Genomic DNA, 24,092 nt, shown 5'->3' with positions numbered 1-24,092 from the left:
AAAAGAGTATACTCAAATGATTTGGTCAGCAAAAGACTTGAGTAGTGCGTTGAATATTGAGGTACATCCTGATATTCAGGGGAGGCAAATTCAGTTTAATTCCAACTCCGTTGCAAACGGCGATTTATTTATTGCTCTGCAAGGTAATAATGATGGACATAATTATGCCTTACACGCTCTAGAACGAGGAGCAAATGCAGTAATTATTAGTAAGGCAATAAAAGGGTTACCTGATAATAAAGTAATTATGGTCTCTGATACCTTAGCTGCTCTACACCACATGGCTGAGTATAAACGTAAAAAATCTAAAGCAATGTTTATTGGTGTTACCGGTAGTATTGGTAAAACGGGTACTAAGGAAGCAATCAAAACTATATTAAGTTATTTTGGATCTACTTTTGCTAGTAGAGGAAATTTTAACAACCACCTTGGCGTGCCTATAAATCTTGCTTCGATGCCTGATGATATAGAATATGCTGTTTTTGAAATGGGTATGAATCATTCAGGAGAAATAAGAGAGCTGACAAAAATGGTACGACCTAACATATCAGTAATCACTACAATAGCAGAAGCCCATCTTGAATTTTTTGAATCTATGCTTAGTCTGGTTGATGCCAAATGTGAAATTTTTGAAGGAATGCCAAAAAATGGCATAGCTGTTGTAAATTCAGACCATCAATATTATGACCGAATTTTACAGAATCTTAAACAATTATCGATTAATAATATATATAGTTTTGGTAAGTCCGAAGGCACAGATTCTAGATTAGTATCATATGAGCATATTGGACAAGAAGTACATCTACATTATTCTATCTGTAATACTAAAATAGATATTAGAATTCCTTTTGTACCGGAACATTATGCTAGAAATTATACTGCTGCTCTTCAGGTAGCAGCAATACTGAACTTAGATATTAATGCTGCAGCAACACAATTAAGCAAAATATCATTAACTGAAGGACGTGGGAAACTAGTCAACGCTAAATATAATGGTCAGAACTATCAAATTATCTGTGATTATTATAATGCTAATCCAGTATCAGTAAAAGCTGCTTTATTGTATCTAAAACAGCTTAGTGGACAGAAAAAAGTTGCTATACTAGGTGATATGCTAGAATTGGGAGAAAATTCGATAAAATTCCATAAAGACTTAATACCAGCAATTCTCGATTCTAGTGCTAAGAGAGTTTTTTTAGTAGGTAATCTTACCAAACATATATACGATTCTTTGCCAAATGACATAGAAAAAATGCATTTTGATAATGTTGATTTGTTGATAGAAAACTTAAATGAATTACTTAAAGGCGATGAATTACTCTTACTAAAAGGATCTAACAGTATCCAACTTAGTAAAATTATACAATCTTTTGAATTACTACAATGATATACAACCTTCTTGCCCCCTATATACATAAATTACATATAGCCAATTTATTCCACTATGTTACTTTTCGTATTGGACTTGCCATATTATTTAGCTTGACCATTTCTTTTTTAATAGGACCTAGGTTAATTAGGTTTTTACAAAATTTACAAAAATATGGTCAACCAATTCGTGACGACGGACCAGAAACGCACAAAGCAAAAGTAGGAACACCAACTATGGGAGGGATAATGATTCTCTTCACTGTTTGTCTTTCCACTATATTATTCTCTGACCTTACTAATAAATATATATGGATAGTGTTATTTGTCTTTGTTAGTTTTGGTGTACTTGGTTTTATGGATGATTATGCTAAAGTAACAAAAAACCACCATAAAGGCGTTAGCGGAAAGAAGAAATTACTATTTCAGTTCACTATTTGTCTAATTGCCTGTTTACTATTAAGAGATTCCAATAGTCAGGGAAATAATCTGCTCACTATTCCATTTTTTAAAAATTTATTGATTGATTTAGGTTTGTTTTATATACCATTTAGCATGTTTGTGATAGTTGGTGCATCAAATGCGGTGAATCTAACAGATGGTCTTGATGGTCTTGCCATAGTACCTATTGCTATTACTGCAGGTTCTTTTACCTTAATTATTTACTTGGTCGGTAATAGTTTCTATGCAAATTATCTACAAATTATGTATATACCAAATATTTCTGAATTAACTATCTTCTGTGCTTCAATTGTTGGTGCTAGCCTAGGATTCTTATGGTTTAATGCACAGCCAGCAGAAATTTTTATGGGAGATACTGGAAGCCTAAGTCTTGGTGGCGTTCTTGGTGTTATTAGCGTTATAACCAAACATGAAATTGTACTAGCAATTATTGGCGGATTATTTGTTATTGAAACTTTATCAGTAATTATTCAAGTATATTATTTTAAAGCTACTAATGGTAAAAGAATTTTCAAAATGGCCCCACTGCACCATCATTTTGAGAAACATGGCTGGCCAGAATCAAAAGTTGTGATACGTTTTTGGATTATAGCCATAATATTTGCTCTAATTGGTTTATCTTCACTAAAACTGCGGTAAAAAAGCTATAATCAATTCAGGAGGAGCGATCGAAGACGGCACTACCTACTTCTCATCAATTGACTATATATATTATTGTTACTGATTATGACATATAACAATTATTGATTGTGATTTTAAATTATTTTTTAATCTACAATTAAATTGTTGTTGATTATTTAATTATTTGGTATATAGTTGATCTAAGATAAAAAAATAGCTTTATGAAAACTACCTTACCTAGCCGATCATTAGTTATTAAAGAAAAACTAGACAATATTATTAAAGAAATTCTAGACGTAGGAAAATCAAAAATAGCGATGATTATTTTATTTGGTTCTTATGCTAGAGGAGATTGGGTACAAGACATATATCAGCAAGAGCATATTACCTACAGCTATCAAAGTGATTTTGATCTTTTGTTGATTTTAAAGAAAGGCAAATATGCAGGTCATCAAGCTAGAGAACTACAATATACGATAGAAAAAAGGCTCGATAAAAAATTCCCAATGACTGTAGATAGCATGATGAAAAGGCAGCCAGTTACCCTGATATTTGAGCCTATTAAGCGGGTAAATAGCCAATTGGAAAAAGGTCAGTATTTCTTTTGTGATATCAAGAAAGAAGGAGTTCTTTTATATGATAGTGGTGAATTTATATTATCTGAAGCCAAAAAATTACCATGGTCGGAACGAAGACCAATAGCTGAGGAAGAATATGAATATTGGTTTGGAAAAGGTAAAGGATTTCTTATTGGTGTAAATGCTTATCTTGAAAATAATGAAAATGCTTTATCAGCCTTTTCGCTTCATCAAGCTACCGAGAGCTTTTATAATGCTATTCTGCTAGTTTTTACTGGTTATAAACCAAAGTTACATGATATACTGGAACTTGGCAAGCAGGCTAGAATTTATCATTATGACCTCTATAAGATATTTCCACATGAGACTCTTGAACAAGAAGAGTGCTTTAAGTTACTCCTAGGTGCTTATGTTGGTGCAAGATATGATAAACACTATAAAATTAGTAAAGAACAATTACTTTACCTGATCAACCGGGTAGAAGAATTAAAGACAGTTACTGAAAAAATCTGTTTAGAAAGAATTAATAATACAGAAGTAACGTAATTGTATATACTCAAATGATTTGGAGAATTGGAAATGATACTTATAGCTAACCCGAAAAGGTTTAAGGCATAGTAATGGTGATAGCCTTGATGTCATTCCCCACGGGGAATGACATCTAACGCGAATTCGGGATAAGAATTAACTAATTCTTATCCCGAATTGGGGTGAAATGATACTTACAAGTTCACCTTACGCGTGGCATTTAAAAGTCATAAGGAAGAAAACAGCCCGACGTCTATTAGCGAGGAGCTACTTTAGTAGCGACGAAGCAATCTAATAAATGTGGATTGCCACGACCACTACGTGGTCTCGCAATGACTCTTGTACTTTTCTGCAATTTTTAAATTGCCATGGGGGTTATGCGTAAGGTGAGTTACAAGACCAAAAACGATGTCATTCCCCACGGAGAATGCTATCTAGGCTTTTTACTAATCAAGAATAGGAGTTATGGATAAAAATTTAAAACAAACTAGTTTTTTATTTGGTAGCAATGCTGTTTTTATAGAAGAACTATATCAGCTATATTTATCAGATCATAAAGCAGTTGATGAAAGCTGGCAAGACTATTTCCAAAATATTGGGAATAATAATAGTTACCAAGTTAATAAAACTATTGCTCATGTTATTACTGCACCTCAAGAAAAACCCTTGCCGTATGTTACGGAATTTTCCGCTACAACTAACAAGCTCAGAGCAAAAGCAATGATTGCCAGCTACCGTAATTATGGACATTATTTAGTCAAGCTAGATCCCTTGAATCTTGAGGTTCTTAAGACTAAAAATGAGTTGAGACTTAATATAGAAGATTTTGGTTTTACCACAGATCAGTTGAATAATATTATAGAAATTGATGATGAATTTTTTGGAATAAAAGCATGTTCTCTTAAGGAATTAGTTAATTTGCTTGATCAAACTTATACTAAAGATATTGCCGTAGAATTTGCTCATGTGAGCAATGAAGATGAGAAAACTTGGTTTTCTGAACAAATGGAAAGTAACGTTCAAGCTTTTAATATATTGGAACAAGATAAGAAGGATATACTAAAAGACTTAGTAGAGATTGAAGGATTTGAACAATATCTACACACAAAATTTCCTGGGGCAAAGCGTTTTTCAGTAGAAGGTGGAGAGGCAGCTGTAGTATCTATAGATAAAGTCATAGATATGTCTATTATCCATGGAATAGAAGATGTCGTAATAGGTATGGCACATCGAGGAAGACTTAGCACCTTGACCAAGGTAATGACTAAACCTTATAAAGCCATTTTTTCTGGATTTATGACAGGAAGTGTCTTGCCGGATGATTTAGGTATCTCAGGTGATGTGAAGTATCATATTGGCTATTCATCAGATCGGATAAGAGGACAATCTAAAGTTCATCTCTCTATGGCAGATAATCCCTCGCATTTAGAAGCGGTAAATTCAGTGGTAGCTGGTAAAGTACGAGCAAAACAGGACAACATGCAAGATGTTAACCGTAAGAAGGTAATGAGTATTTTAGTGCATGGTGATACTGCTTTTTGTGGTCAGGGTGTAGTAGCTGAGAGTTTATTTATGTCGGATCTAAAGCCTTATAATGTTGGCGGGATTATTCACTTTGTCATTAATAATCAGCTTGGATTTACAGCGAATAGTTATGACACTAGACCAGGTAGATATTCTACTGAGTTTGCTAAGATAATTAATAGTCCAATTCTACATGTAAATGGTGATGACATTGAAGCAGTGATCAAGGCTACCAATATTGCAGTGAATTACCGGTATAAATTTGCTAGAGACATAGTCGTTGAGATCATTTGTTATCGTAAATATGGTCATAATGAAGGTGATGAACCTATGTATACTCAAGCTGTTATGTATAATGTAATAAAAAATAAGCAATCCCCGGCAACTATTTTTGCAAATAAACTAGTAGCAGGTGGAATAATTGACCAAAATTATTTTCCTACATTAAAAGAACAATTTAAACTGAAATTAGATCAAGAATATGAACAAGCCAAAAATTATCAGCCGCAAGCTCAGTTTTTGGAAGGTTTATGGTCTAGTTATACTAGGTCAAATGCCCAAATGCTCTCTACTGGTGTTAACAAAAACACCTTAAAAGAACTTGGTATAAAGCTTTGTCAGATACCAAAAGATTTTCCTTTAAATCCCAAACTTGTAAAATTATTTGAATTAAGAGAAAATACTTTAAAGCAAGATAAACCTATTGACTGGGCAACTGCAGAACAGTTAGCCTTTGCCAGTTTATTAAATACAGGTACTAGAATACGTTTTACTGGTCAAGATTGTGGGCGTGGCACTTTCTCTCACCGTCATGCAGTGTTACATAGTCAAGTGGATGATAGCACTTATACACCATTAAATAATTTATCGCAAAGCCAAGCAAATTTTGAAATTGCTGACAGTAATTTATCTGAATATGCAGTTTTAGGTTTTGAGTATGGTTATTCATTAGTTAATCCAAAAGATTTAGTAATTTGGGAAGCTCAATTTGGCGATTTTGCTAACGGAGCTCAAATAATTTTCGACCAATTCATTTCCAGTAGTGAAAGCAAATGGCTCAAGATGAGCGGTATAGTAGCACTACTACCACATGGACTTGAAGGACAAGGTCCAGAGCATAGCTCTGCAAGACTCGAGAGGTTCTTGCAGCTTGCTGCTGAGAATAATATTCAAGTTACATATCCTACGACGCCAGCTTCATTTTTTCATTTATTACGTCGTCAAATATACAGTAATATTCGTAAACCACTAATAGTAATGTCACCAAAATCTTTATTAAGACATAAAATGGTTGTATCACCTCTCTCCCAGCTTGATGAGAATACAAGCTTTATACCTGTGCTAGACGAAATTAATGATGCTATAAATGCCAAGGAAGTGAAACGAATTATATTATGTAGTGGTAAAGTCTACTATGATTTATTAGAAAAAAGAGAAGAAAAGAATATTTTAGATATAGTGATTATTAGACTCGAACAGTTATATCCGTTTCAAACGGATATTATCGTTAAAATATTAGGTAAATATAATAAAGCTACAGAGTTTATTTGGTGTCAAGAAGAACCTAAAAATATGGGGGCATGGAATTTTGTTAAAGATCACTTAAATGAGAGCCTAAAAAATGCATCAATTAATAATCAATTTGTATATGTTGGTAGGAATGAGTCTGCTTCACCAGCAGTTGGCTCACCGATCATACATAATGAGCAACAGAAAAAATTGCTTGAAGAAGCCTTGATAATTAACCTGAATTCGATGTAATACCATTTCCCATTATTAACTACGCTATTTAGTGCTACAGTGTAGTACTAATGTCAAAACGATGTCATCCCAGCGAAAGCTGGGATCTAATAATGTTTAATAGTCTTTTAGGCTATTTTTTTAGATTCCCGCCGTTGCTAAGAATGATGGTATGGACGAGTAAGTAAAAGAAACTTTACTTACTACCGTGATCACGAATATAATTCGGTCACATAATTATACTATTTAATAATTAAAAAGGAGTCCATACCATGAAAGATATTAACATACTAGGCATTGATTTAGCAAAAACAATTTTTCATATTGTTGCATTAAATAAAGATGGTGAAAAAATATTAGCTAAAAAATTACACAGAGAAGAATTTGAAGACTACATTTTAACAAACATTCCCAAGAATAGTTTATTGGTAATGGAAGCATGTGGCAGTTGTCATTATTGGAGCAATAAGTTTATGGAATCAGGTTTTACAGTAAAATTACTTAAACCATGTGATGTAAAAGCTTTTGCAAAAACTCGACAAAAAAATGATACAAATGATGCTTTGGCAATAGCAAGAGCAGGAAAAGATCCGGAGTTAAAATCGGTTCGTATAAAAAATATATCACAACAAGAGATTAGTTGGTTACATAAACGTCGGCAACATATTATTAGACAAAGAGTACAATATAGTAATGGTTTAATGAGTGATTTACTTGAATTTGGTTATTACATAAAAATGAGTAAATCTAAATTTGCCCGTGAGGCATTAAATATAGTAGAAGATGCCAAAAATGCTGGTGTGATTTCAGAGAGAATGTATAAGGAAATGAAGGTAATAGCTGAAGAAATTGCTACGTTATTAATACAAGAATCAGCAATAGATAAACAGCTAATAGCAATAAATAAAGAATCTGAAACAGCTACTTTATTAAAAACAATACCAGGTATTGGAGAAATTAATGCTAATATACTAAGCATAGCAGCTTATGAAAATTATGATGATTGTCGAAGTTTTGCTGCAAGTTTGGGATTAGTGCCTAAGCAAAATAGCACAGGTGGTAAAACAAGTCTTGGATCTATCACTAAGAAAGGAGATAGATATGTTAGAACTATGCTGATACAAGGAGCAAGGTCTATTGCAATCAGAGCAAAAATACAAAAGGACCCCACTGATCATTTAGTGCTATGGGCAAAAAAATTGTTGGGAAGGATGAGCTTTAATAAGGCTGCTGTGGCAATAGCAAACAAATTAGCTAGAATAGCGTATGTATGTGTTACAAGAAAATGTGCATATGCTTGATAGTTGGTGGTGTATATAGATTTATCTGTATTTTATCTATATAAAAGAAGAAGTAAGTAAATAGGATTTAAGAGGTACGATATAAGCGAAAGTGATTGGAGATAATAAATGGGCATTCCAAAAACAAGTCCGAGATTTTATGTCAAGGCTCTAGAAGCCGTAAGAATGAGTGGATAACTCCAAGGATTGCGTGGAATGCGAAAACTATTATGGCACTAGATGCCGAATATATGACAGCTTATTTTTTTATTACTCCCGCATCATTTTTCTTATTGACTTACTTACTCGTCCATATATGACAGCTCTGGGTAGTAACTACAACTGTAGTATTAGCGTAGTTAATAATGGGAAATGGTATACTTGTCACATCGAACTTGCGGGATACATATAGAAACAATCAGGTTTGAAACGGTTCTTCACCTGATTGTTAAATATTAATTTGCTAATAATCTTATTTTTATACAATATAAAAATAAGATTATTAGCAGTAATAGATTAAAATGCATTCGTGCCAGCCGCTTCAAGAATGCATTTTTCCTTATAACAAGCCAATTCGATATAAGAATTAACAATTCTTATATCGAATTGAGGTTAATTAAGGAGTAGAGTTAAGTTAGGAACGTCAGCATAATTATTTAATTATTCAAATCTAATGCACCATAGTACCCTACATTTTTTATATAACCACTATTAAAATGGCTGCTGATCGTCTATTAGCGAGGAGTCGCTGAAAGCGGCGACGCGGCAATCCAGGATACGCGAAGCGTACTAGAAAAAACAGCTTCGCTGTTTACCTAGATCGCCACGGCATCTAAAGATGCCTCGCGATGACGATTATAGAAAAATGTAGGGTACTATGCTAATGCACCTAAAGCCAAGATTAAGCCAACGTAATTATTATTTTTAAACCTAGTAAGACAATTTTGTGGGTCTGAGATTTCTAATGTTACTACCTGCCAAGTTAGCATTATATAAGCACAGAGAATAGCTATATAGTTAGGTCGATGGGTTGCTATAATGTTAGCAAGTATGAATAATAATATGAAGATGGTATAGTAAATATATAAATGTAATTTATAATTTCTCTTTTCTAAAAAAAGTGGCATTGACTTGATCTTAATCTTCTTATCGTCCTTTATATCCATAAAACCATAAATAGTGTCATAACCAATAATCCAAAAACAGCAGGCAATATACATAATACCCGATTCTATTGATATTTTATCAATTACGGCACTACTGCCAATCAATACTCCATTAAATGTTAGCCCTAGAAATACTTGCGGGAAGCTTGTCATTCTTTTCATTAGCGGATATAAAACAATCATGATAAAGCTAAGAAACCCTAGGCAAATCGCTGTTTTATTTAATGATAATAAAATTGTCAAGGAACAGACTGATAATATAGTTAGCAAAATCATCGCTTCATTTACATTTAATGATCCATTAGCTAGTGGTCTATCCTTTGTTCTTAAAACATGCTTATCAAAATCTTTATCAAAAATATCGTTAAGAACACAACCAGCTCCCCTAGTAATGATACTTCCGATAAAAAACAATGATAATAATTTTACTAAATTATAAATTGCAATATTGGTAAGAAGTACCCCAAAGCATGCTGAGAAAAATAGCAACAGATAGCCAGTAGGGCTTTGCAGCCTCATTAATTTAAGGCTCAGAAAAAATTTATTTGGCATTGCTATTAATTATGATATATCTTTGTTAAAAAAAATGAGCAATATACTGCTCGTAAATGAAAAGTTGGTAGACGATAGAATCAAAATCAAGATAGTAGCAGGAGTGTCCAAGCCGAGGAGTACAGCGTACATTAGTACGTAAGCACCGCAGGTCTTGGACAACGACAACGCAATTGTTGATTTTCATCGAGTATACCACAAAAATAATTGGGAATTGCTATTAGTGGATCAAAAAAATCTGCTATATATATAAATATAACCGAATATCGAGTTCAGGTTAGTTAGTAACACTCCTTATATAATTAAGATATTATTATGACCGAATTTCCAAAAGATTATAGCTTTAGTGAAAGCGAAAGAAAATGGCAAAAATTTTGGCAGGAACAAAAAATTTATCTTTGGGATAAGAATGACACAAGAGAAAATAGTTTTGTAGTAGATACGCCACCATTAACAGTCTCAGGACAACTGCATATAGGACATGTTTACAGTTATACTCAGGCTGATTTTACTGTCCGTTTCCAACGGATGTTAGGTAAAAATATTTTTTATCCAATTAGTTTTGATGATAATGGTTTGCCTACCGAACGTTTAGTTGAAAAACAAAAGCAACTAAAAGCAAACCGTATGCCAAGAGATGAATTTATTGAAATATGTAAGGAAGTTGTTATTTCTGAGGAAGAAAAATTCCGCTCATTATTTAACCAAATAGCTTTGTCTGTTGATTGGACTTTGGAATATCAAACGATTAATCCATTATCACAAAAAATATCACAAATGTCCTTTCTAGACTTAGTCGACAAAGGAGAAATTTACCGCAATAATCAACCAATATTGTGGGATCCAATTGATCAAACAGCTTTATCTCAAGCTGACATCGAGGATCAAGAAAAAACGTCAATGATGAATGATATAATTTTTCACACCAATAATGGTGAGAAGATTATTATTGCTACCACTAGACCAGAATTACTACCAGGTTGTGTTGCGGTATTTTATAACCCAAATGATGATAGATATAAACATTTGCAAGGTCAATTTGCCATAACACCGCTATTTGATGTTAAAGTACCTATTTTAGCAGATGATTTAGTTAAAATAGATAAAGGAACTGGACTTGTTATGTGCTGTACTTTTGGTGACACAACCGACATAATTTGGTGGAAAACTTATAATTTACCCATGAAAATCATTATAGATGCACAAGGGATCATAAATTGCCCTGCTGAATTATCAAATTCACGTTTTTATAATCAAATAAATGCTTTAAAAATAAAAGATGCTAGAAGTAAAATTATAGAAATTTTAAAAGAGGAAAATTTATTAGTCAAACAGGTAGAAATTACTCAAACAGTAAAATGTGCCGAACGTTCAGGTACACCACTAGAGATACTTATAACACCTCAATGGTTTGTTCGTACGATAAAACATAAAGATGTTCTAATGCAACGAGCAAATGAGCTGAATTGGTATCCCAAAAATATGAAAATTAGGCTTGAGAGCTGGATAAATAGTCTATCATGGGATTGGTGTATAAGTCGTCAACGCTATTTTGGTGTGCCATTCCCTGTTTGGTATTCTAAAAGAACTGGTGAAGTAGGCAAAGCTATATTTCCCAATATAAATCAGTTACCAGTAGACCCCACCCAAGATCTACCAATTGGCTACTCTAGAGATGAAATAGAGGCGGATTATGATGTTATGGATACTTGGGCGACAAGTTCCATCTCACCACAATTAGGTAGTCACGGTATATCTGAAAAGTTTAACATAGATATCGAGCGTCACAAAAAATTATTCCCAGCTGACTTGCGTCCACAAGGTCATGAAATTATTAGGACATGGGCTTTTTATACAATACTTAAAGCTCAGTTACATGAAAATACACTTCCTTGGAAAAACATTATGATTAGTGGATGGTGTCTAGCATTTGATCGTAGCAAAATGTCAAAATCTAAAGGAAATGTTATTGTGCCACAAAAATTGCTTGAGCAATACGGTGCTGATGTAACACGTTATTGGACTTCTAAATCTAAGCTTGGAGCAGACACTGTTTACTCTGAAGACGTAATGAAAAATGGCAAGAGGCTTGTTAATAAATTATGGAACGCTGCTAAATTTGCTGCTATTCACTTCGATAAATTAGACCCACTAGATAAAAATGCTGAAATATCTGATATAGAAAGCAAGATTTGTCATAAGTTTGACCAGTGGTTAATAGTTAAGCTAGTTGAGTTAGTAAGCAAAGTTGAATCAGATATGCAAAATTATGAGTATGCCAATGCTGTGGATTTGATAGAAAAGTTTTTTTGGTCAGTATTTTGTGATAATTACCTCGAAATCACCAAAACCCGGGCTTATAATATGGATGGTTCAGATAATAAAGGGCAGTATAGTGCTATAGTAACCCTATATTATTCAATAAAAATTTTGCTCAAATTATTAGCCCCTTTCTTGCCACATATAACAGAAGAAATTTGGCAAATTTTATATAGTAAAAAATCTATACATACAAGGGGCAACTGGCCTCAAATCAAAAATTTATCTTTTCCGGTGGATCAAATTCAGCCTGATAGACTTATTGAAATACTAGACTTGGTTAGGAAAGCTAAAGCAGAAAAGAATTTGTCAGTCAAAGCTGATATTGAGATATTAGAAATTATAGGAGAAAAACTCCCTACTGACTTAACGATAGACCTTAAAAACGTTACATCTGCTCACAAAATAGAATTTGTCGAGGATTTTTCATTAACAAATCAAGTTTTAAAGAATGGTGATGTTGTAGTTAATGTAATATATACTCCGAATGCTTTGAAAAATTGATAAATCAATTTCTAAGTTCTTAGAGTTTAACATAAATAAAATTAGTATAATTAGCTTTTAGTGAGATTAAACAAAATGACTACCGTTATCTACCTAATAGGTAAACCAGGAACTGGCAAGTATACTATAGCAAAGGAAATAGCAAAAGCTGGCTACAGCATATGTGACAACCAGCATATCAATAATCCTATTTTCTCACTTCTAAATTATGATGGATTGACTCCTATTCCAGAATTTGCTTGGGATACAATTAAACATATACGAGATGGTATCTTTAATTTTCTAAGCCAAGAAACTTATAATAACTATGTTCTTACTAATTGTCTCTATGAGATTGATGGTGATCATAAGCTTTTTAATCAAGTGCAACAGCTAGCATCGAACCGTAAGTCAACATTTATTCCTGTAAAATTATTGATTTCAGAAAAAGAAAATATTATGAGAATTCAACAGTTAGATAGGCTGCTTCGTTACAAATCAATCGATGTACAAGATGTTTATCCAAAATATCCTTTGATTCAAATTTCTCATCCTAATTTATTTGAGCTTGATGTTACACTCCTTCCTGCTAGTGAGGCTGCAAAGGAAATTTTGCAGCATGTTAGGTTATATACTCAAATGCTTTGAAAAATTGATAAATTAATTTCTAAGTTTGGTGTGTAATATTTTTAGGATTCCCTACGATACTATATAATTTATTTTTTACTTTTATTTATTATGATACAAAATTTTATTTGTTATAATATAAATTTTATGATAACCTAAATATCAGGAAACTTTAAAAAGTTACGGAGGCATAGTTTATGACTACAAATCAAACGGAACAAAACAAAGTTCTTTGCCTTTCAGGTGGTGGGGTAAAAGGAATAGCTGAGTTAGTTGTACTAGCGAAAATAGAAGAAATAACCCAGCAACCTATATCTAAATTATTTAATATTATTTCTGGCACTAGCGTTGGTGGGTTAATTGCAGCCTTATTAACAATTCCTGAAGAAGAAGGATCAACAGAGCCTCGTTATTCAGCTAAAGAAGCTTTAGCACTATTTGAAAACACTGCTCCTGAAATCTTCCCTCAAAGCTGGTTTAACTGGGGAATAATAAAACACAAATATAGTCAAGAACCTTTGAAGAAAATGCTAGAAAAGCATTTAGGGGATAATAGATTGGATGATAGTCTATGCCGTCTTATTATACCAGTTGCTGATTTGAATGAAGGAAAGAATAGTATGCATATCTTTGATAGTCATGATAAACATAGTCCACATGTTAGAATAAAAGATGTGCTTCTTGCAACTACAGCAGCCCCAACCTATTTTAAAGCTGTTGTTAATAAAGAGGCCGTAAAAGATTATGATTATGCTGCGGGTAAACCTTATGCTTTTGCCGACGGTGGTCTTGGTGCTAATCGTCCAGCTGCTACAATGCTACAGGTACTTAAAGAAGGACTTAGTTATCATGAACAAGCAGACATTATGGAACATACTATGATTTGTTCTATCAATTTTGGAAAAACTGAGCAAACAAAATCCCAAATACCGTCAGCTAATTTTGATGGAGCATTAGGGTGGTTACTTAACGGCTTAATTGATACACTTATGAAAAATGACGAGGAAGCTGATGTAAATGAGGTTAGGTTAGATCTAACAGGTGAAGGACAAAATACAGAGATATTGCTTCCTATTCCAAAAGAATGTAAAAACTTAGACGATTCTAGCAAAAATAATATAGCAAAGTTAAAAGTAGTTGCTGAGCAATATTTAGAAAATAATTCCAAGTTAGTACAAGATCTGTGTGATAGATTAAAAGCTGATTGGAAGGATAATCTTGAGGAATCTAAAGTCTCAAATGTAATGGTAAGTAATGGAGTTAATGATGAAGGGTATGAAAGTGATAACAACTCAGACTATTCTGATATAGTGGTGGCTACTGCAGAACCTGAAGTCTCAAATGTAATGGTAAGTAATGGAGTTAATGATGAAGGGTATGAAAGTGATAACAACTCAGACTATTCTGATATAGTGGTGGCTACTGCAGAACCTGAAGTCTTAAATGCAATGGTAAGTAATGAATTAGAATCTAGTAGTACTATAGTGACTAATGGAAAAACAGATCCTACTGTAATTAGTGAGAAATTTACAACAACACTTCAGTGGATTAAAGAGTTATATGCAAAGGATTCCAAATGTGCATTAGAATATTTAGAATATGTTAATAATGTATCTCCTGAAAAGTTAGATCTTACTACAATTGAATCACTACCTGAAGAAGTACAAAAAACCGTTCAATGGATTGTAGGGTTAGATACAGAGAGTCGTTCAGAGCTATTAGAAAATATTAAGTCATTAATAATTAGTACCTCTCATGATGATAATATTTCTTGTACTCAAGAAGTGACTGAACTTGAAGGACAGGATCCACTATACGAGCATGCTGACGACTTAGTTGACTGTTATTAGAAAGTAAAAAAGAGTGCATTGCTAAAACTAACTAGGTGAGAACTTGCCTTAAGAGTAATCTTACCTAGTGATAACAGAATGTTTAGCTTATTGGATGATATACTCTTCCTGCTTTAAAGAATTGGCTTCACAAAACTGTATTTGCTTTTTTGCTGTTATATGTTATTGTTTTTCTTGCATTTTACGGGAAGTCCATACAAAGTTAATTATTTAAATTAAAAAACTTTGTAATAAGATTCTAACACCCTTTCCCTTACTTTACCAGCCCTACAGACCGACTGCAGGGTAATTTAAAAGTCGGGCTGCAAGCCTAATAGATAAAGGAAAAAGTGCTTAATATGCACTCGATGTCATTCCCGCGTAGGCGGGAATCTAAAAAAATAAGCCTGAAAGACTATTAAGTAATATAGATCCCTGCCTTCGCAGGGATGACATCGGTAGTGGTTAAATTTGCATCTATAGCAACTAATGATTGTGACTTTTAAATTACCCTGACCGACTGTTAAATTTCTCTGATTGCAGACTTTAAGCTTTTGCTGTATGTTAAACTCAAGTATCGGTGTAATAAATTAATAGCAGGCTCAAGTAATCATCACCATTAGGGATGATGTCATCAACCCCTGCTGCCATTATGTCATCCCAACGAAAGCTGGGATCTAAAACTATATAACATATCTTCTATGCTATTCTTTTAGACCCCGCTACCTTCGCAGGGGTGACATCGAAGGTGCAGACACCCTAGGCTATTAATCCGATGTCTTACATCGAACTAAGATTATGTTACATAAAAAAATCTAAAGAACAATGGCAATATCTATTAAAGAACTTGAAGAAATTATACGTTATAGTTTTCCAAATGCCAAAATAAAAATTGTTGATTTAGCTGGAGATCAGGATCATTATTCCTTAGAAATACAAGATGATGCTTTTCTTGGAATCAGTCTAATTAATCAGCATAAGATGGTAAAAAAAGCTTTAGCAGAAATACTGAATAATAATAAATTACATGCTATCACCATAAAAACTACCAGCTCTCCATTAAATATAGTCAAATAACCCTACGGATGGGGCAATAGACCTTTTGCATAATTCTACTTCTGTTGGTAATTTAGGCAATGCACCTAGACTCGAATCCTCACATATATCATAGTCTGCTGTGGGGCGAGGTTTCATGTCTCCTTCAAATTCCCTAGCAGAAGAAAATTATGCAAGAGGTCTGAAGGGAGAGAGTTAGTCTTATATCTTGCTCCACATCGTTAGGAGTATTAGTCTTATATCTGCTCCACATCGTTAGGAGTAGAGGCTTCTTGTTGATTAGAACTTTCAAGGGAGCTAATAGTATCTTGCTTATTGTTTCTTGAGTAATCCTGTGCTTCAGATTCTGACCTTGCAACAATTACCGTTATATTTGTACTAAGCTCAGCGTGCAACCTAACCTCTACCACGAATACACCTGTTGACTTTATTGGTTTCTCAAGAATTATACTTAAATGTGATATTGAGTGCAAAGAAGCCTTAGACAAACTTTCAGCAATTTCTTTATTATTCACTGAACCAAACAACCGACCATCATCAGCAGACTGCTTAATAAATATTAATTCCTTACCACTGATAACATTATTAATAGCTTCTGCCTCAGATCTTATTTTTAGCTCCTTCGTTTCAAGATCATGCTTTTGGGCTTCTATGAACTGTTTATTAGGTTCTGTTGCCCTAATTGCTAACTTTTTGGGGATAAGATAATTACGAGCAAACCCCTTTTTTACCTTAAGAATCTCTGCAATCTTTCCGAGTTTTCTTACAGGTTTAATCAAAATAATTTCCATCTTATTCCTCTGCTCAAATTTGAAATACAAAAGGCAACAACGCTAGGATTCTAGCAATTTTTATAGCATTCTTCAGTTTTCTTTGCTTTTTGGCACATACATTGGTAATCCTACTAGGCAACATTCTACCACCTTCTGATACAAATTTTAGTAACAAATCAGGGTTCTTGTAATCAATTACTGGAGCATTTGGAATAGAAAGAGGGCATCCCTTACGTTTTCTAAAAAACACTCTTTTATTACTTCTATCAGCCATTCTAGTCATTGACTGAGAGTCAACAGCATCATTCTCAAACATTTTAATATTTTCCAATTTTATTACTATTTAGTCTTTATTAATTGTTACATCAACTATTTCTTCATGATCTGAACTTTTACTTCTTAGAATCGGCGAAGGTTCAGCACTTATTGAATCAACATTGATATTAACAAACCTAATAATATTTTCACTTAGCTTCATTTTCCTTTCCAGTTCATTTATTACCGAAAAAGCAGTTTTAAGCCCCATAAAAACATAATGTCCTTTTTTATTATTACCAATCTTATAGGCTAAACTTCTTAAACCCCAATATTCAGTTTTAATAACTTCACCGTTACTATCTTTAACAATTTTAGTAAAGTCATCGGTAATTTTATCTACATCAGCAGACGAAATATCTTGACGTATGATAAAAACTGATTCGTAAAAAGCCATATATAAGAATCTCCAGCTACAAAATAAAGCCATTTATAACAATAAAAAACATTTAATTCAAGTGTTATCTTTATTATAGAGCATAATTAATAAATCACTAATACCTTTTGATTGCAAAAATGTAACCGTTTTACACGGATTGTAAACAAATAATTAAATTAGTAGACTTATATTAATAAATTTAGTAGAAATTTATTAATTAATTCGATAATATTGTACTTTAAAAAGTCAAATTAATATCATTACAATAAATTCACAACAATGTAACATTAGACTCTTGCATAACTGAATTATACTCTTTTTACTTTAAAAATTGACTCAGCAAAAACTTTGAGGGTTCGCGTACTTCACATTACTTACATGTACGTCTGCATGCTTATACCTTGTTTTATGCTCCAATCCCTCAATCATTTGGGTATACAAAGAAGAATTTAGTCATGCCCAAAGTCTTCATTTAATTAGTATTTAAAATGTTTGATAAATTACCACCTAGAGTTCTTATTATAGAATCAACTAAAAGCATTAACGTTTCTTTATCTAACGTCATAGAGAGAGCATGGTTTGACCTTGTTAAGGTTAATACAATAGAAAAAGCTATGGTCTCCTCTATTGCAAATCACCCTGATATAATTATTGTTGATTCGATGGTACAAGATAAAGTTGCTACAGAAATAGCAACTAAACTAAGAGAAATTAATGGTTTAGCGAAAGTACCAGTAATTTTTTTGCTACATTCCGGAGAGTCCCCGTCTAATTATACTTTGGAAGATAATAACTTTGTTGTTTCTCTTATTAAACCATTCACGCCAGATCAGCTAATGATTTCAATAAGATCATTACTCCGACGATCTAATTTGATTCTACAAGATAAAGTTATAAAATATAAGGAAGTAAGTATGGATCTTACTACCTATAAAGTAACTAATAACGGCAGGATAATTCGTTTAGGACCAACAGAATTTAAGATTTTACAACTTTTGATAAAAGCACCTAAAGTAATATTTTCCCGTCAAGATATTGTAGATAAAGTGTGGGGCAAGGATACGACTATTGACCTGCGTACTATTGATGTACATATAAATAGAATAAGAGCATCTCTAAAAAATAAAGAATCTGAAGTATTTATAAAAACGGTCCGTGCCACAGGATATTGCCTTGATTTGCCAGATTCTTAGAATTAAAGTAAGAAATTATTTACCATCCAAAAATTTTGTGTAATGTTCTAAAATTTTAATGTATAAAGGACAAGATCTGCAACCAATGGAAGTTATTAATGAAACTAGATAAAATTGAGAATATCATAGTCGCACCATTGTATATTATTATATTAATGGTTATAATACCGACGTTAAGTGAGACGATTTATACCCCCTCGCTTCCTGACTTAGCCAAGGATTTGAAAATTAGTGCTAATTTAGCAGAATACACACTTACTATTTTTTTGTTTGGCTTTGCTGTTGGTGTTTTAATATGGGGTAATTTATCTGATTTTTATGGGCGTAAGCCTTGCATACTTACAGGATTTTTGATTTATATTTTATCGTGCTTCATTTGTTATTTAGCAGATAATATTAATATGCTACTTGCTGCAAGATTTATGCAAGCTTTTGGAGCTAGTGTTGGGTCGGTATTAGGGCAAGCCATAGCTAGAGATATAATAAAACCAGCAGAGCGTGGTAAAATGTTCTCAACGATAGCTATTGCCATAGCATTTGCTCCTGCTATAGGACCAATTATAGGTGGTTTTGTAATAAAATTTTATCATTGGTCGGCGGTATTTCTTGTTCTGATAGTGATTGCAATATTTATCATGGTGTTAATATCAGCCAGACTGCCAGAAACTAACCTAAATCTTAGAACTGAACGCTTGGTTATTCCACTTTATAAAGAATGTTTTGGTAAAATGATTAAAGATCCAAGATTGCTTGGTTTAGCATTTTTAACTGGAGCAGTGAATGGTATTTTATTTGGTTATTTTACTGAAGCACCTTTTTATTTTATCTCAGGACTAAATATTTTAACTTCATCATTTGGTATGATATCATTTTTTATATGTATTCCCTTAGCTTTAGGTGGACTTATATCCAAAAAGATGCATAAACTGCAAAAAACTTCTGATAATATTATTTTTGCAGCTATTAAGGTTATGTGTTTAGGATCTTTGCTATTCTTGTTATCTAGTTATTTTAATCTAATTAATAAAGATAATGTGACAGGGTCTTTATTACAAACTTTATTATGGCTAGGTATTATTATGACAGGCATCACTATGATAGCTCCAAATTGCTTAAGTCAAGCTTTGGAAGATTATGGCAAATTTGCTGGCACAGCAGCTTCACTTTTTGGTTTTATGTATTATATAATTGTCACAAGTTTTACAGCATTAATGGGATATATGCATAACGGATCATTGACACAATTACCATTATTCATGCTAATCATTTCAATTAGTATGATGTTAGTGTTTCATATTGTTATTAATAAGCAGCAAATGGCAAAGAATAATTCCCCATTTTTATAAATCCTCTAAACTCCATTTTGCTCTAGGACAAAAATCGAGTAGGTTAGTAAGATTGTTTTGCAAACGTTCTAGCCCAGCATAAGCAATCATAGCGGCATTATCGGTACATAAATGTGCTGGGGGTACTAAAAGTGCGTATCCTTGAGTTGCAGCTTGATACTTAAGTATAGACCTCAAATAATCATTAGCAGCAACCCCACCGGCAAGCACACAAGTTTTTTGTAGCAATAGCGACTTACCTATAAATTCTTCATATATTCTAAAGCTATTAAGCATTTTTACTGACAATATTTCTCCAACCACATATTGAAAGCTGGCTGCTATATCATTAATTTCTTGATCACCTATAGGTTCTAATTTGGATATTAATATGCGTACTGCAGTCTTTAAACCTGAAAACGACATATTACAGCCACTTTGATGAATAATAGGTTTTGGTAAAATATATTTAGACGGATCGCCAAATTTTGCTCTTCTCTCAATTTCTACTCCTCCAGGGAAAGGCAAACCCAGCATTTTAGCTACTTTATCAAAACACTCTCCAACCGAATCATCTATAGTTTGTCCTAAAATTTTATATTTGCCAAGGGAGGAAGCGACAACAAATTGACAATGTCCGCCGGAAACTAATAGAAGTAAGTAAGGATATTCAGCCTTATTGGTTAATCTAGCAGTAAGTAAATGTCCTTCTAAGTGGTTAACTGCAATAAAAGGCTTCTTTAAGACACTAGCAATGGATCTAGCAAACATTGAGCCAACTATTACTCCTCCTATCAAGCCAGGACCGGAAGTAGCTGCGATTCCATCTATATCAGATAACTCAAGATGGCTTTCATCTAAAACATATCTAACTGCTTTTTCTAAATTTTGTAAATGTGATCTAGCAGCAATTTCCGGTACTACCCCTTGGAATAGCTTATGTTCTTGATGTTGGGAAATAACAATATTTGACAAAATTTCTTTATCTGAGGTGACTATTGCCACGCCAGTATCATCACAACTTGATTCAATACCTAATATTTTAATTATTTTAATCTCTCCTTTAATAAATCATTCACTAGGCTAGGATTGGCCTTGCCTTCAGTTTTCTTCATTACTTGTCCTACGAAAAAACCAAATAATTTATCCTTACCGCTTTTATAAGCAGCAACAGAATCAGGATTTTCCGACAATATTTCGTCAATTATAGCAGATAGTATACCACTATCTGACATTTGCACTAAGCCCTTTTCTTTAATAATTTTTTCCGGTTGCTCGCCAGTTTCAAACATAGTTTCGAAAACTACTTTGGCAATTTTCCCTGAAATAACCCCATCTTCTATTAACTTCACCATTTGGGCAAGCATTTTTGGGGTAATTTTACACTCATTTAAGCTAATGGAATTTTTATTAAGCTGACCAAATAACTCACTAATAACCCAATTAGCAAGTATCTTAGGATTACATAAGGTCACTGCTGCTTCGAAATAATATGCTACCTGTTCATCAGCCGCAAGAACCTCAGCGTCATATGTGTTTAAACTATATTCGGCAATATATCTTTTGATTTTTGCATCCGGAAGCTCTGGTAGTTCTTGAGCTAATTGCTCTATTAGCTCCTCAGATATCACTATAGGTAATAGATCCGGATCAGGAAAATATCTATAGTCATGAGATTCTTCTTTTAAACGCATGGTTCTAGTTTCACCAGTATCAGCATCAAATAATCTAGTCTCCTGTATTATTGTCTGACCATTTTCAATTAAATTCACTTGCCTATTTGCTTCAAACTCTATTGCCCGCATAATATTACGAATCGAATTTATGTTTTTGATCTCACACCTTGTTCCGAGTGGATTCCCGGGAAGCCTTACTGAAACATTAGCATCGCAACGTAACGAACCTTTTTCCATGTCACCATCACAACTTCCTATATATCTCAACAAAGTCCTGAGTTTACGAACAAACTCAGCCGTTTCCTCCGGTGAACCAAGGTCTGGTTCAGTAACAATTTCCATTAATCCTACACCAGCCCGGTTTAAATCAATGAAGCTATAATACGGAGATTGATCATGGATAGACTTGCCCGCATCTTGTTCTAAATGCAAACGATTAATTCTAATCTTCTTGGTTGCTCCCTGCTGAGTTACTATATCTAAATAACCATTTTGGACAATTGGATGATAGAATTGCGAGATTTGATACCCTTGCGGTAAGTCAGGGTAAAAGTAATTCTTACGATCAAATCTTGAATTAAGATTAATTCTTGCCTTAAGCCCAAGACCAGTCTTAATTGCTTGGTGAACACAATATTCATTTAATACTGGTAACATTCCAGGCATTGCTGCATCAATCAACGATACTTGTGAATTGGGAGGAGCAGCAAATTCGGCGGAACTAGCAGAGAAAAGTTTGGATTTTGAAGAAATTTGAGCATGTATCTCCACACCTATAACATATTCCCATTTACCTGTATTACCAACAATATAAGTCATTTAAAATCTCTTTAGTTTACTATATAAAATGTGAAAAATTTTTCAGATTAAATCTTTATCATATTTTCAATAAAAATTGTAGTTTTTTATAAATCTTTATTTTCTATATCTTTTAAACTACCTTAGTACTACAGTTGTAGTACTAATGTCAAAACGATGTCATCCCAGCGAAAGCTGGGATCTAATAATGTTTAATAGTCTTTTAGGCTATTTTTTTAGATTCCCGCCGTTGCTAAGAATGATGGTATGGACGAGTAAGTAAAAGAAACTTTACTTACTACCGTGATCACGAATATAATTCGGTCACATAATTATACTATTTAATAATTAAAAAGGAGTCCATACCATGAAAGATATTAACATACTAGGCATTGATTTAGCAAAAACAATTTTTCATATTGTTGCATTAAATAAAGATGGTGAAAAAATATTAGCTAAAAAATTACACAGAGAAGAATTTGAAGACTACATTTTAACAAACATTCCCAAGAATAGTTTATTGGTAATGGAAGCATGTGGCAGTTGTCATTATTGGAGCAATAAGTTTATGGAATCAGGTTTTACAGTAAAATTACTTAAACCATGTGATGTAAAAGCTTTTGCAAAAACTCGGCAAAAAAATGATACAAATGATGCTTTGGCAATAGCAAGAGCAGGAAAAGATCCGGAGTTAAAATCGGTTCGTATAAAAAATATATCACAACAAGAGATTAGTTGGTTACATAAACGTCGGCAACATATTATTAGACAAAGAGTACAATATAGTAATGGTTTAATGAGTGATTTACTTGAATTTGGTTATTACATAAAAATGAGTAAATCTAAATTTGCCCGTGAGGCATTAAATATAGTAGAAGATGCCAAAAATGCTGGTGTGATTTCAGAGAGAATGTATAAGGAAATGAAGGTAATAGCTGAAGAAATTGCTACGTTATTAATACAAGAATCAGCAATAGATAAACAGCTAATAGCAATAAATAAAGAATCTGAAACAGCTACTTTATTAAAAACAATACCAGGTATTGGAGAAATTAATGCTAATATACTAAGCATAGCAGCTTATGAAAATTATGATGATTGTCGAAGTTTTGCTGCAAGTTTGGGATTAGTGCCTAAGCAAAATAGCACAGGTGGTAAAACAAGTCTTGGATCTATCACTAAGAAAGGAGATAGATATGTTAGAACTATGCTGATACAAGGAGCAAGGTCTATTGCAATCAGAGCAAAAATACAAAAGGACCCCACTGATCATTTAGTGCTATGGGCAAAAAAATTGTTGGGAAGGATGAGCTTTAATAAGGCTGCTGTGGCAATAGCAAACAAATTAGCTAGAATAGCGTATGTATGTGTTACAAGAAAATGTGCATATGCTTGATAGTTGGTGGTGTATATAGATTTATCTGTATTTTATCTATATAAAAGAAGAAGTAAGTAAATAGGATTTAAGAGGTACGATATAAGCGAAAGTGATTGGAGATA

General features: G+C 33.1%; 20 protein-coding genes. 12 read left to right on the top strand and 8 right to left on the bottom strand.

Going from position 1 to position 24,092, the window contains the following annotated elements; translation table 11 throughout:
• The first annotated feature begins 16 nt into the window (after positions 1-16).
• The 5 genes from AB3211_RS02640 to AB3211_RS02620 all read left to right on the top strand — a co-directional run bounded on the left by AB3211_RS02640 (position 17) and on the right by AB3211_RS02620 (position 8,122).
• Positions 17-1,387, top strand: a complete 1,371-nt coding sequence (locus AB3211_RS02640) for a UDP-N-acetylmuramoyl-tripeptide--D-alanyl-D-alanine ligase (RefSeq protein WP_367364596.1) — start codon at positions 17-19, stop codon at positions 1,385-1,387.
• Complete coding sequence (mraY, locus tag AB3211_RS02635; protein ID WP_367364595.1) at positions 1,384-2,469, top strand: phospho-N-acetylmuramoyl-pentapeptide-transferase; 1,086 nt, start codon at positions 1,384-1,386, stop codon at positions 2,467-2,469. Before AB3211_RS02640 ends, mraY begins: the two co-directional genes overlap by 4 nt.
• Positions 2,470-2,672: 203 nt before the next feature.
• Entirely contained in the window at positions 2,673-3,575 is a 903-nt protein-coding gene (locus tag AB3211_RS02630; protein ID WP_367364594.1) for a HEPN domain-containing protein, read from the top strand.
• Between the two features lie 447 nt (positions 3,576-4,022).
• Positions 4,023-6,842: a 2-oxoglutarate dehydrogenase E1 component gene (locus AB3211_RS02625; protein ID WP_367364593.1), complete on the top strand. Its 2,820-nt coding sequence runs from the start codon at positions 4,023-4,025 to the stop codon at positions 6,840-6,842.
• A 251-nt stretch (positions 6,843-7,093) separates the two neighbouring features.
• Positions 7,094-8,122, top strand: a complete 1,029-nt coding sequence (locus AB3211_RS02620; protein WP_367363657.1) for an IS110 family transposase — start codon at positions 7,094-7,096, stop codon at positions 8,120-8,122.
• 854 nt (positions 8,123-8,976) lie between these two features.
• Here AB3211_RS02620 and ubiA read toward each other — a convergent pair.
• Together ubiA and AB3211_RS02610 are read right to left on the bottom strand one after the other, a co-directional pair.
• On the bottom strand, positions 8,977-9,825 hold the full coding sequence (gene ubiA, locus AB3211_RS02615) for a 4-hydroxybenzoate octaprenyltransferase (protein WP_367364797.1): 849 nt from the start codon (positions 9,823-9,825) through the stop codon (positions 8,977-8,979).
• A gap of 19 nt (positions 9,826-9,844) precedes the next feature.
• Positions 9,845-10,006, bottom strand: a complete 162-nt coding sequence (locus tag AB3211_RS02610) for a hypothetical protein (protein ID WP_367364592.1) — start codon at positions 10,004-10,006, stop codon at positions 9,845-9,847.
• 128 nt (positions 10,007-10,134) lie between these two features.
• Here AB3211_RS02610 and AB3211_RS02605 point away from each other — a divergent pair, with 128 nt between their 5' ends.
• From AB3211_RS02605 to AB3211_RS02590, 4 genes are all read left to right on the top strand, one after another.
• Entirely contained in the window at positions 10,135-12,642 is a 2,508-nt protein-coding gene (locus AB3211_RS02605) for a valine--tRNA ligase (RefSeq protein WP_367364591.1), read from the top strand.
• A gap of 75 nt (positions 12,643-12,717) precedes the next feature.
• On the top strand, positions 12,718-13,269 hold the full coding sequence (locus AB3211_RS02600) for a hypothetical protein (protein WP_367364590.1): 552 nt from the start codon (positions 12,718-12,720) through the stop codon (positions 13,267-13,269).
• 176 nt (positions 13,270-13,445) lie between these two features.
• The gene (locus tag AB3211_RS02595) at positions 13,446-15,098 is read left to right on the top strand and encodes a patatin-like phospholipase family protein (RefSeq protein WP_367364589.1); all 1,653 of its coding nucleotides are present in this window, start codon (positions 13,446-13,448) and stop codon (positions 15,096-15,098) included.
• 804 nt (positions 15,099-15,902) lie between these two features.
• Positions 15,903-16,154 (top strand): BolA/IbaG family iron-sulfur metabolism protein, encoded by a 252-nt coding sequence (locus tag AB3211_RS02590; RefSeq protein ID WP_341751523.1) that lies wholly within the window; start codon positions 15,903-15,905, stop codon positions 16,152-16,154.
• Here AB3211_RS02590 and AB3211_RS02585 read toward each other — a convergent pair.
• From AB3211_RS02585 to rpsF, 4 genes are all read right to left on the bottom strand, one after another.
• Positions 16,137-16,271 carry a hypothetical protein gene (locus AB3211_RS02585; protein WP_367364588.1) on the bottom strand — a complete coding sequence of 45 codons (135 nt, stop codon included), beginning with the start codon at positions 16,269-16,271 and terminating at the stop codon, positions 16,137-16,139. The genes AB3211_RS02590 and AB3211_RS02585 overlap by 18 nt on opposite strands.
• Positions 16,272-16,369: 98 nt before the next feature.
• Positions 16,370-16,924: a 50S ribosomal protein L9 gene (rplI, locus tag AB3211_RS02580; RefSeq protein ID WP_367364587.1), complete on the bottom strand. Its 555-nt coding sequence runs from the start codon at positions 16,922-16,924 to the stop codon at positions 16,370-16,372.
• 13 nt (positions 16,925-16,937) lie between these two features.
• Positions 16,938-17,222, bottom strand: coding sequence for a 30S ribosomal protein S18 (gene rpsR / locus AB3211_RS02575; protein WP_367364796.1), 285 nt, complete (start codon positions 17,220-17,222; stop codon positions 16,938-16,940).
• Between the two features lie 27 nt (positions 17,223-17,249).
• Positions 17,250-17,618 carry a 30S ribosomal protein S6 gene (gene rpsF, locus AB3211_RS02570; protein WP_341757819.1) on the bottom strand — a complete coding sequence of 123 codons (369 nt, stop codon included), beginning with the start codon at positions 17,616-17,618 and terminating at the stop codon, positions 17,250-17,252.
• Between the two features lie 470 nt (positions 17,619-18,088).
• Between rpsF and AB3211_RS02565 the strand changes: the two genes are divergently transcribed.
• A complete protein-coding gene (locus AB3211_RS02565; RefSeq protein WP_367364586.1) occupies positions 18,089-18,793 on the top strand; it encodes a winged helix-turn-helix domain-containing protein in 705 nt (234 codons plus the stop codon).
• Positions 18,794-18,891: 98 nt separating this feature from the next.
• Positions 18,892-20,139 (top strand): multidrug effflux MFS transporter, encoded by a 1,248-nt coding sequence (locus tag AB3211_RS02560; RefSeq protein WP_367364585.1) that lies wholly within the window; start codon positions 18,892-18,894, stop codon positions 20,137-20,139.
• Here AB3211_RS02560 and tsaD read toward each other — a convergent pair.
• Both tsaD and gatB read right to left on the bottom strand, forming a co-directional pair.
• On the bottom strand, positions 20,134-21,168 hold the full coding sequence (tsaD, locus tag AB3211_RS02555) for a tRNA (adenosine(37)-N6)-threonylcarbamoyltransferase complex transferase subunit TsaD (protein WP_367364795.1): 1,035 nt from the start codon (positions 21,166-21,168) through the stop codon (positions 20,134-20,136). The two genes, AB3211_RS02560 and tsaD, sit on opposite strands and share 6 nt — an antisense overlap.
• On the bottom strand, positions 21,165-22,613 hold the full coding sequence (gene gatB, locus AB3211_RS02550) for an Asp-tRNA(Asn)/Glu-tRNA(Gln) amidotransferase subunit GatB (protein WP_367364584.1): 1,449 nt from the start codon (positions 22,611-22,613) through the stop codon (positions 21,165-21,167). The genes tsaD and gatB overlap by 4 nt, the downstream gene beginning before the upstream one ends.
• Positions 22,614-22,959: 346 nt before the next feature.
• On the opposite strand from gatB, the gene AB3211_RS02545 reads away from it, so the two are divergent.
• A complete protein-coding gene (locus tag AB3211_RS02545) occupies positions 22,960-23,988 on the top strand; it encodes an IS110 family transposase (RefSeq protein WP_367363657.1) in 1,029 nt (342 codons plus the stop codon).
• The last annotated feature ends 104 nt before the right edge of the window (positions 23,989-24,092 follow it).

Origin of the sequence: Candidatus Tisiphia endosymbiont of Nedyus quadrimaculatus (genome assembly GCF_964059235.1) — a bacterium.
Lineage (GTDB): Bacteria > Pseudomonadota > Alphaproteobacteria > Rickettsiales > Rickettsiaceae > Tisiphia.
The sequence above is the reverse complement of the archived record's forward strand: the minus strand, read 5'-3'. Positions and strand labels throughout refer to the sequence as shown.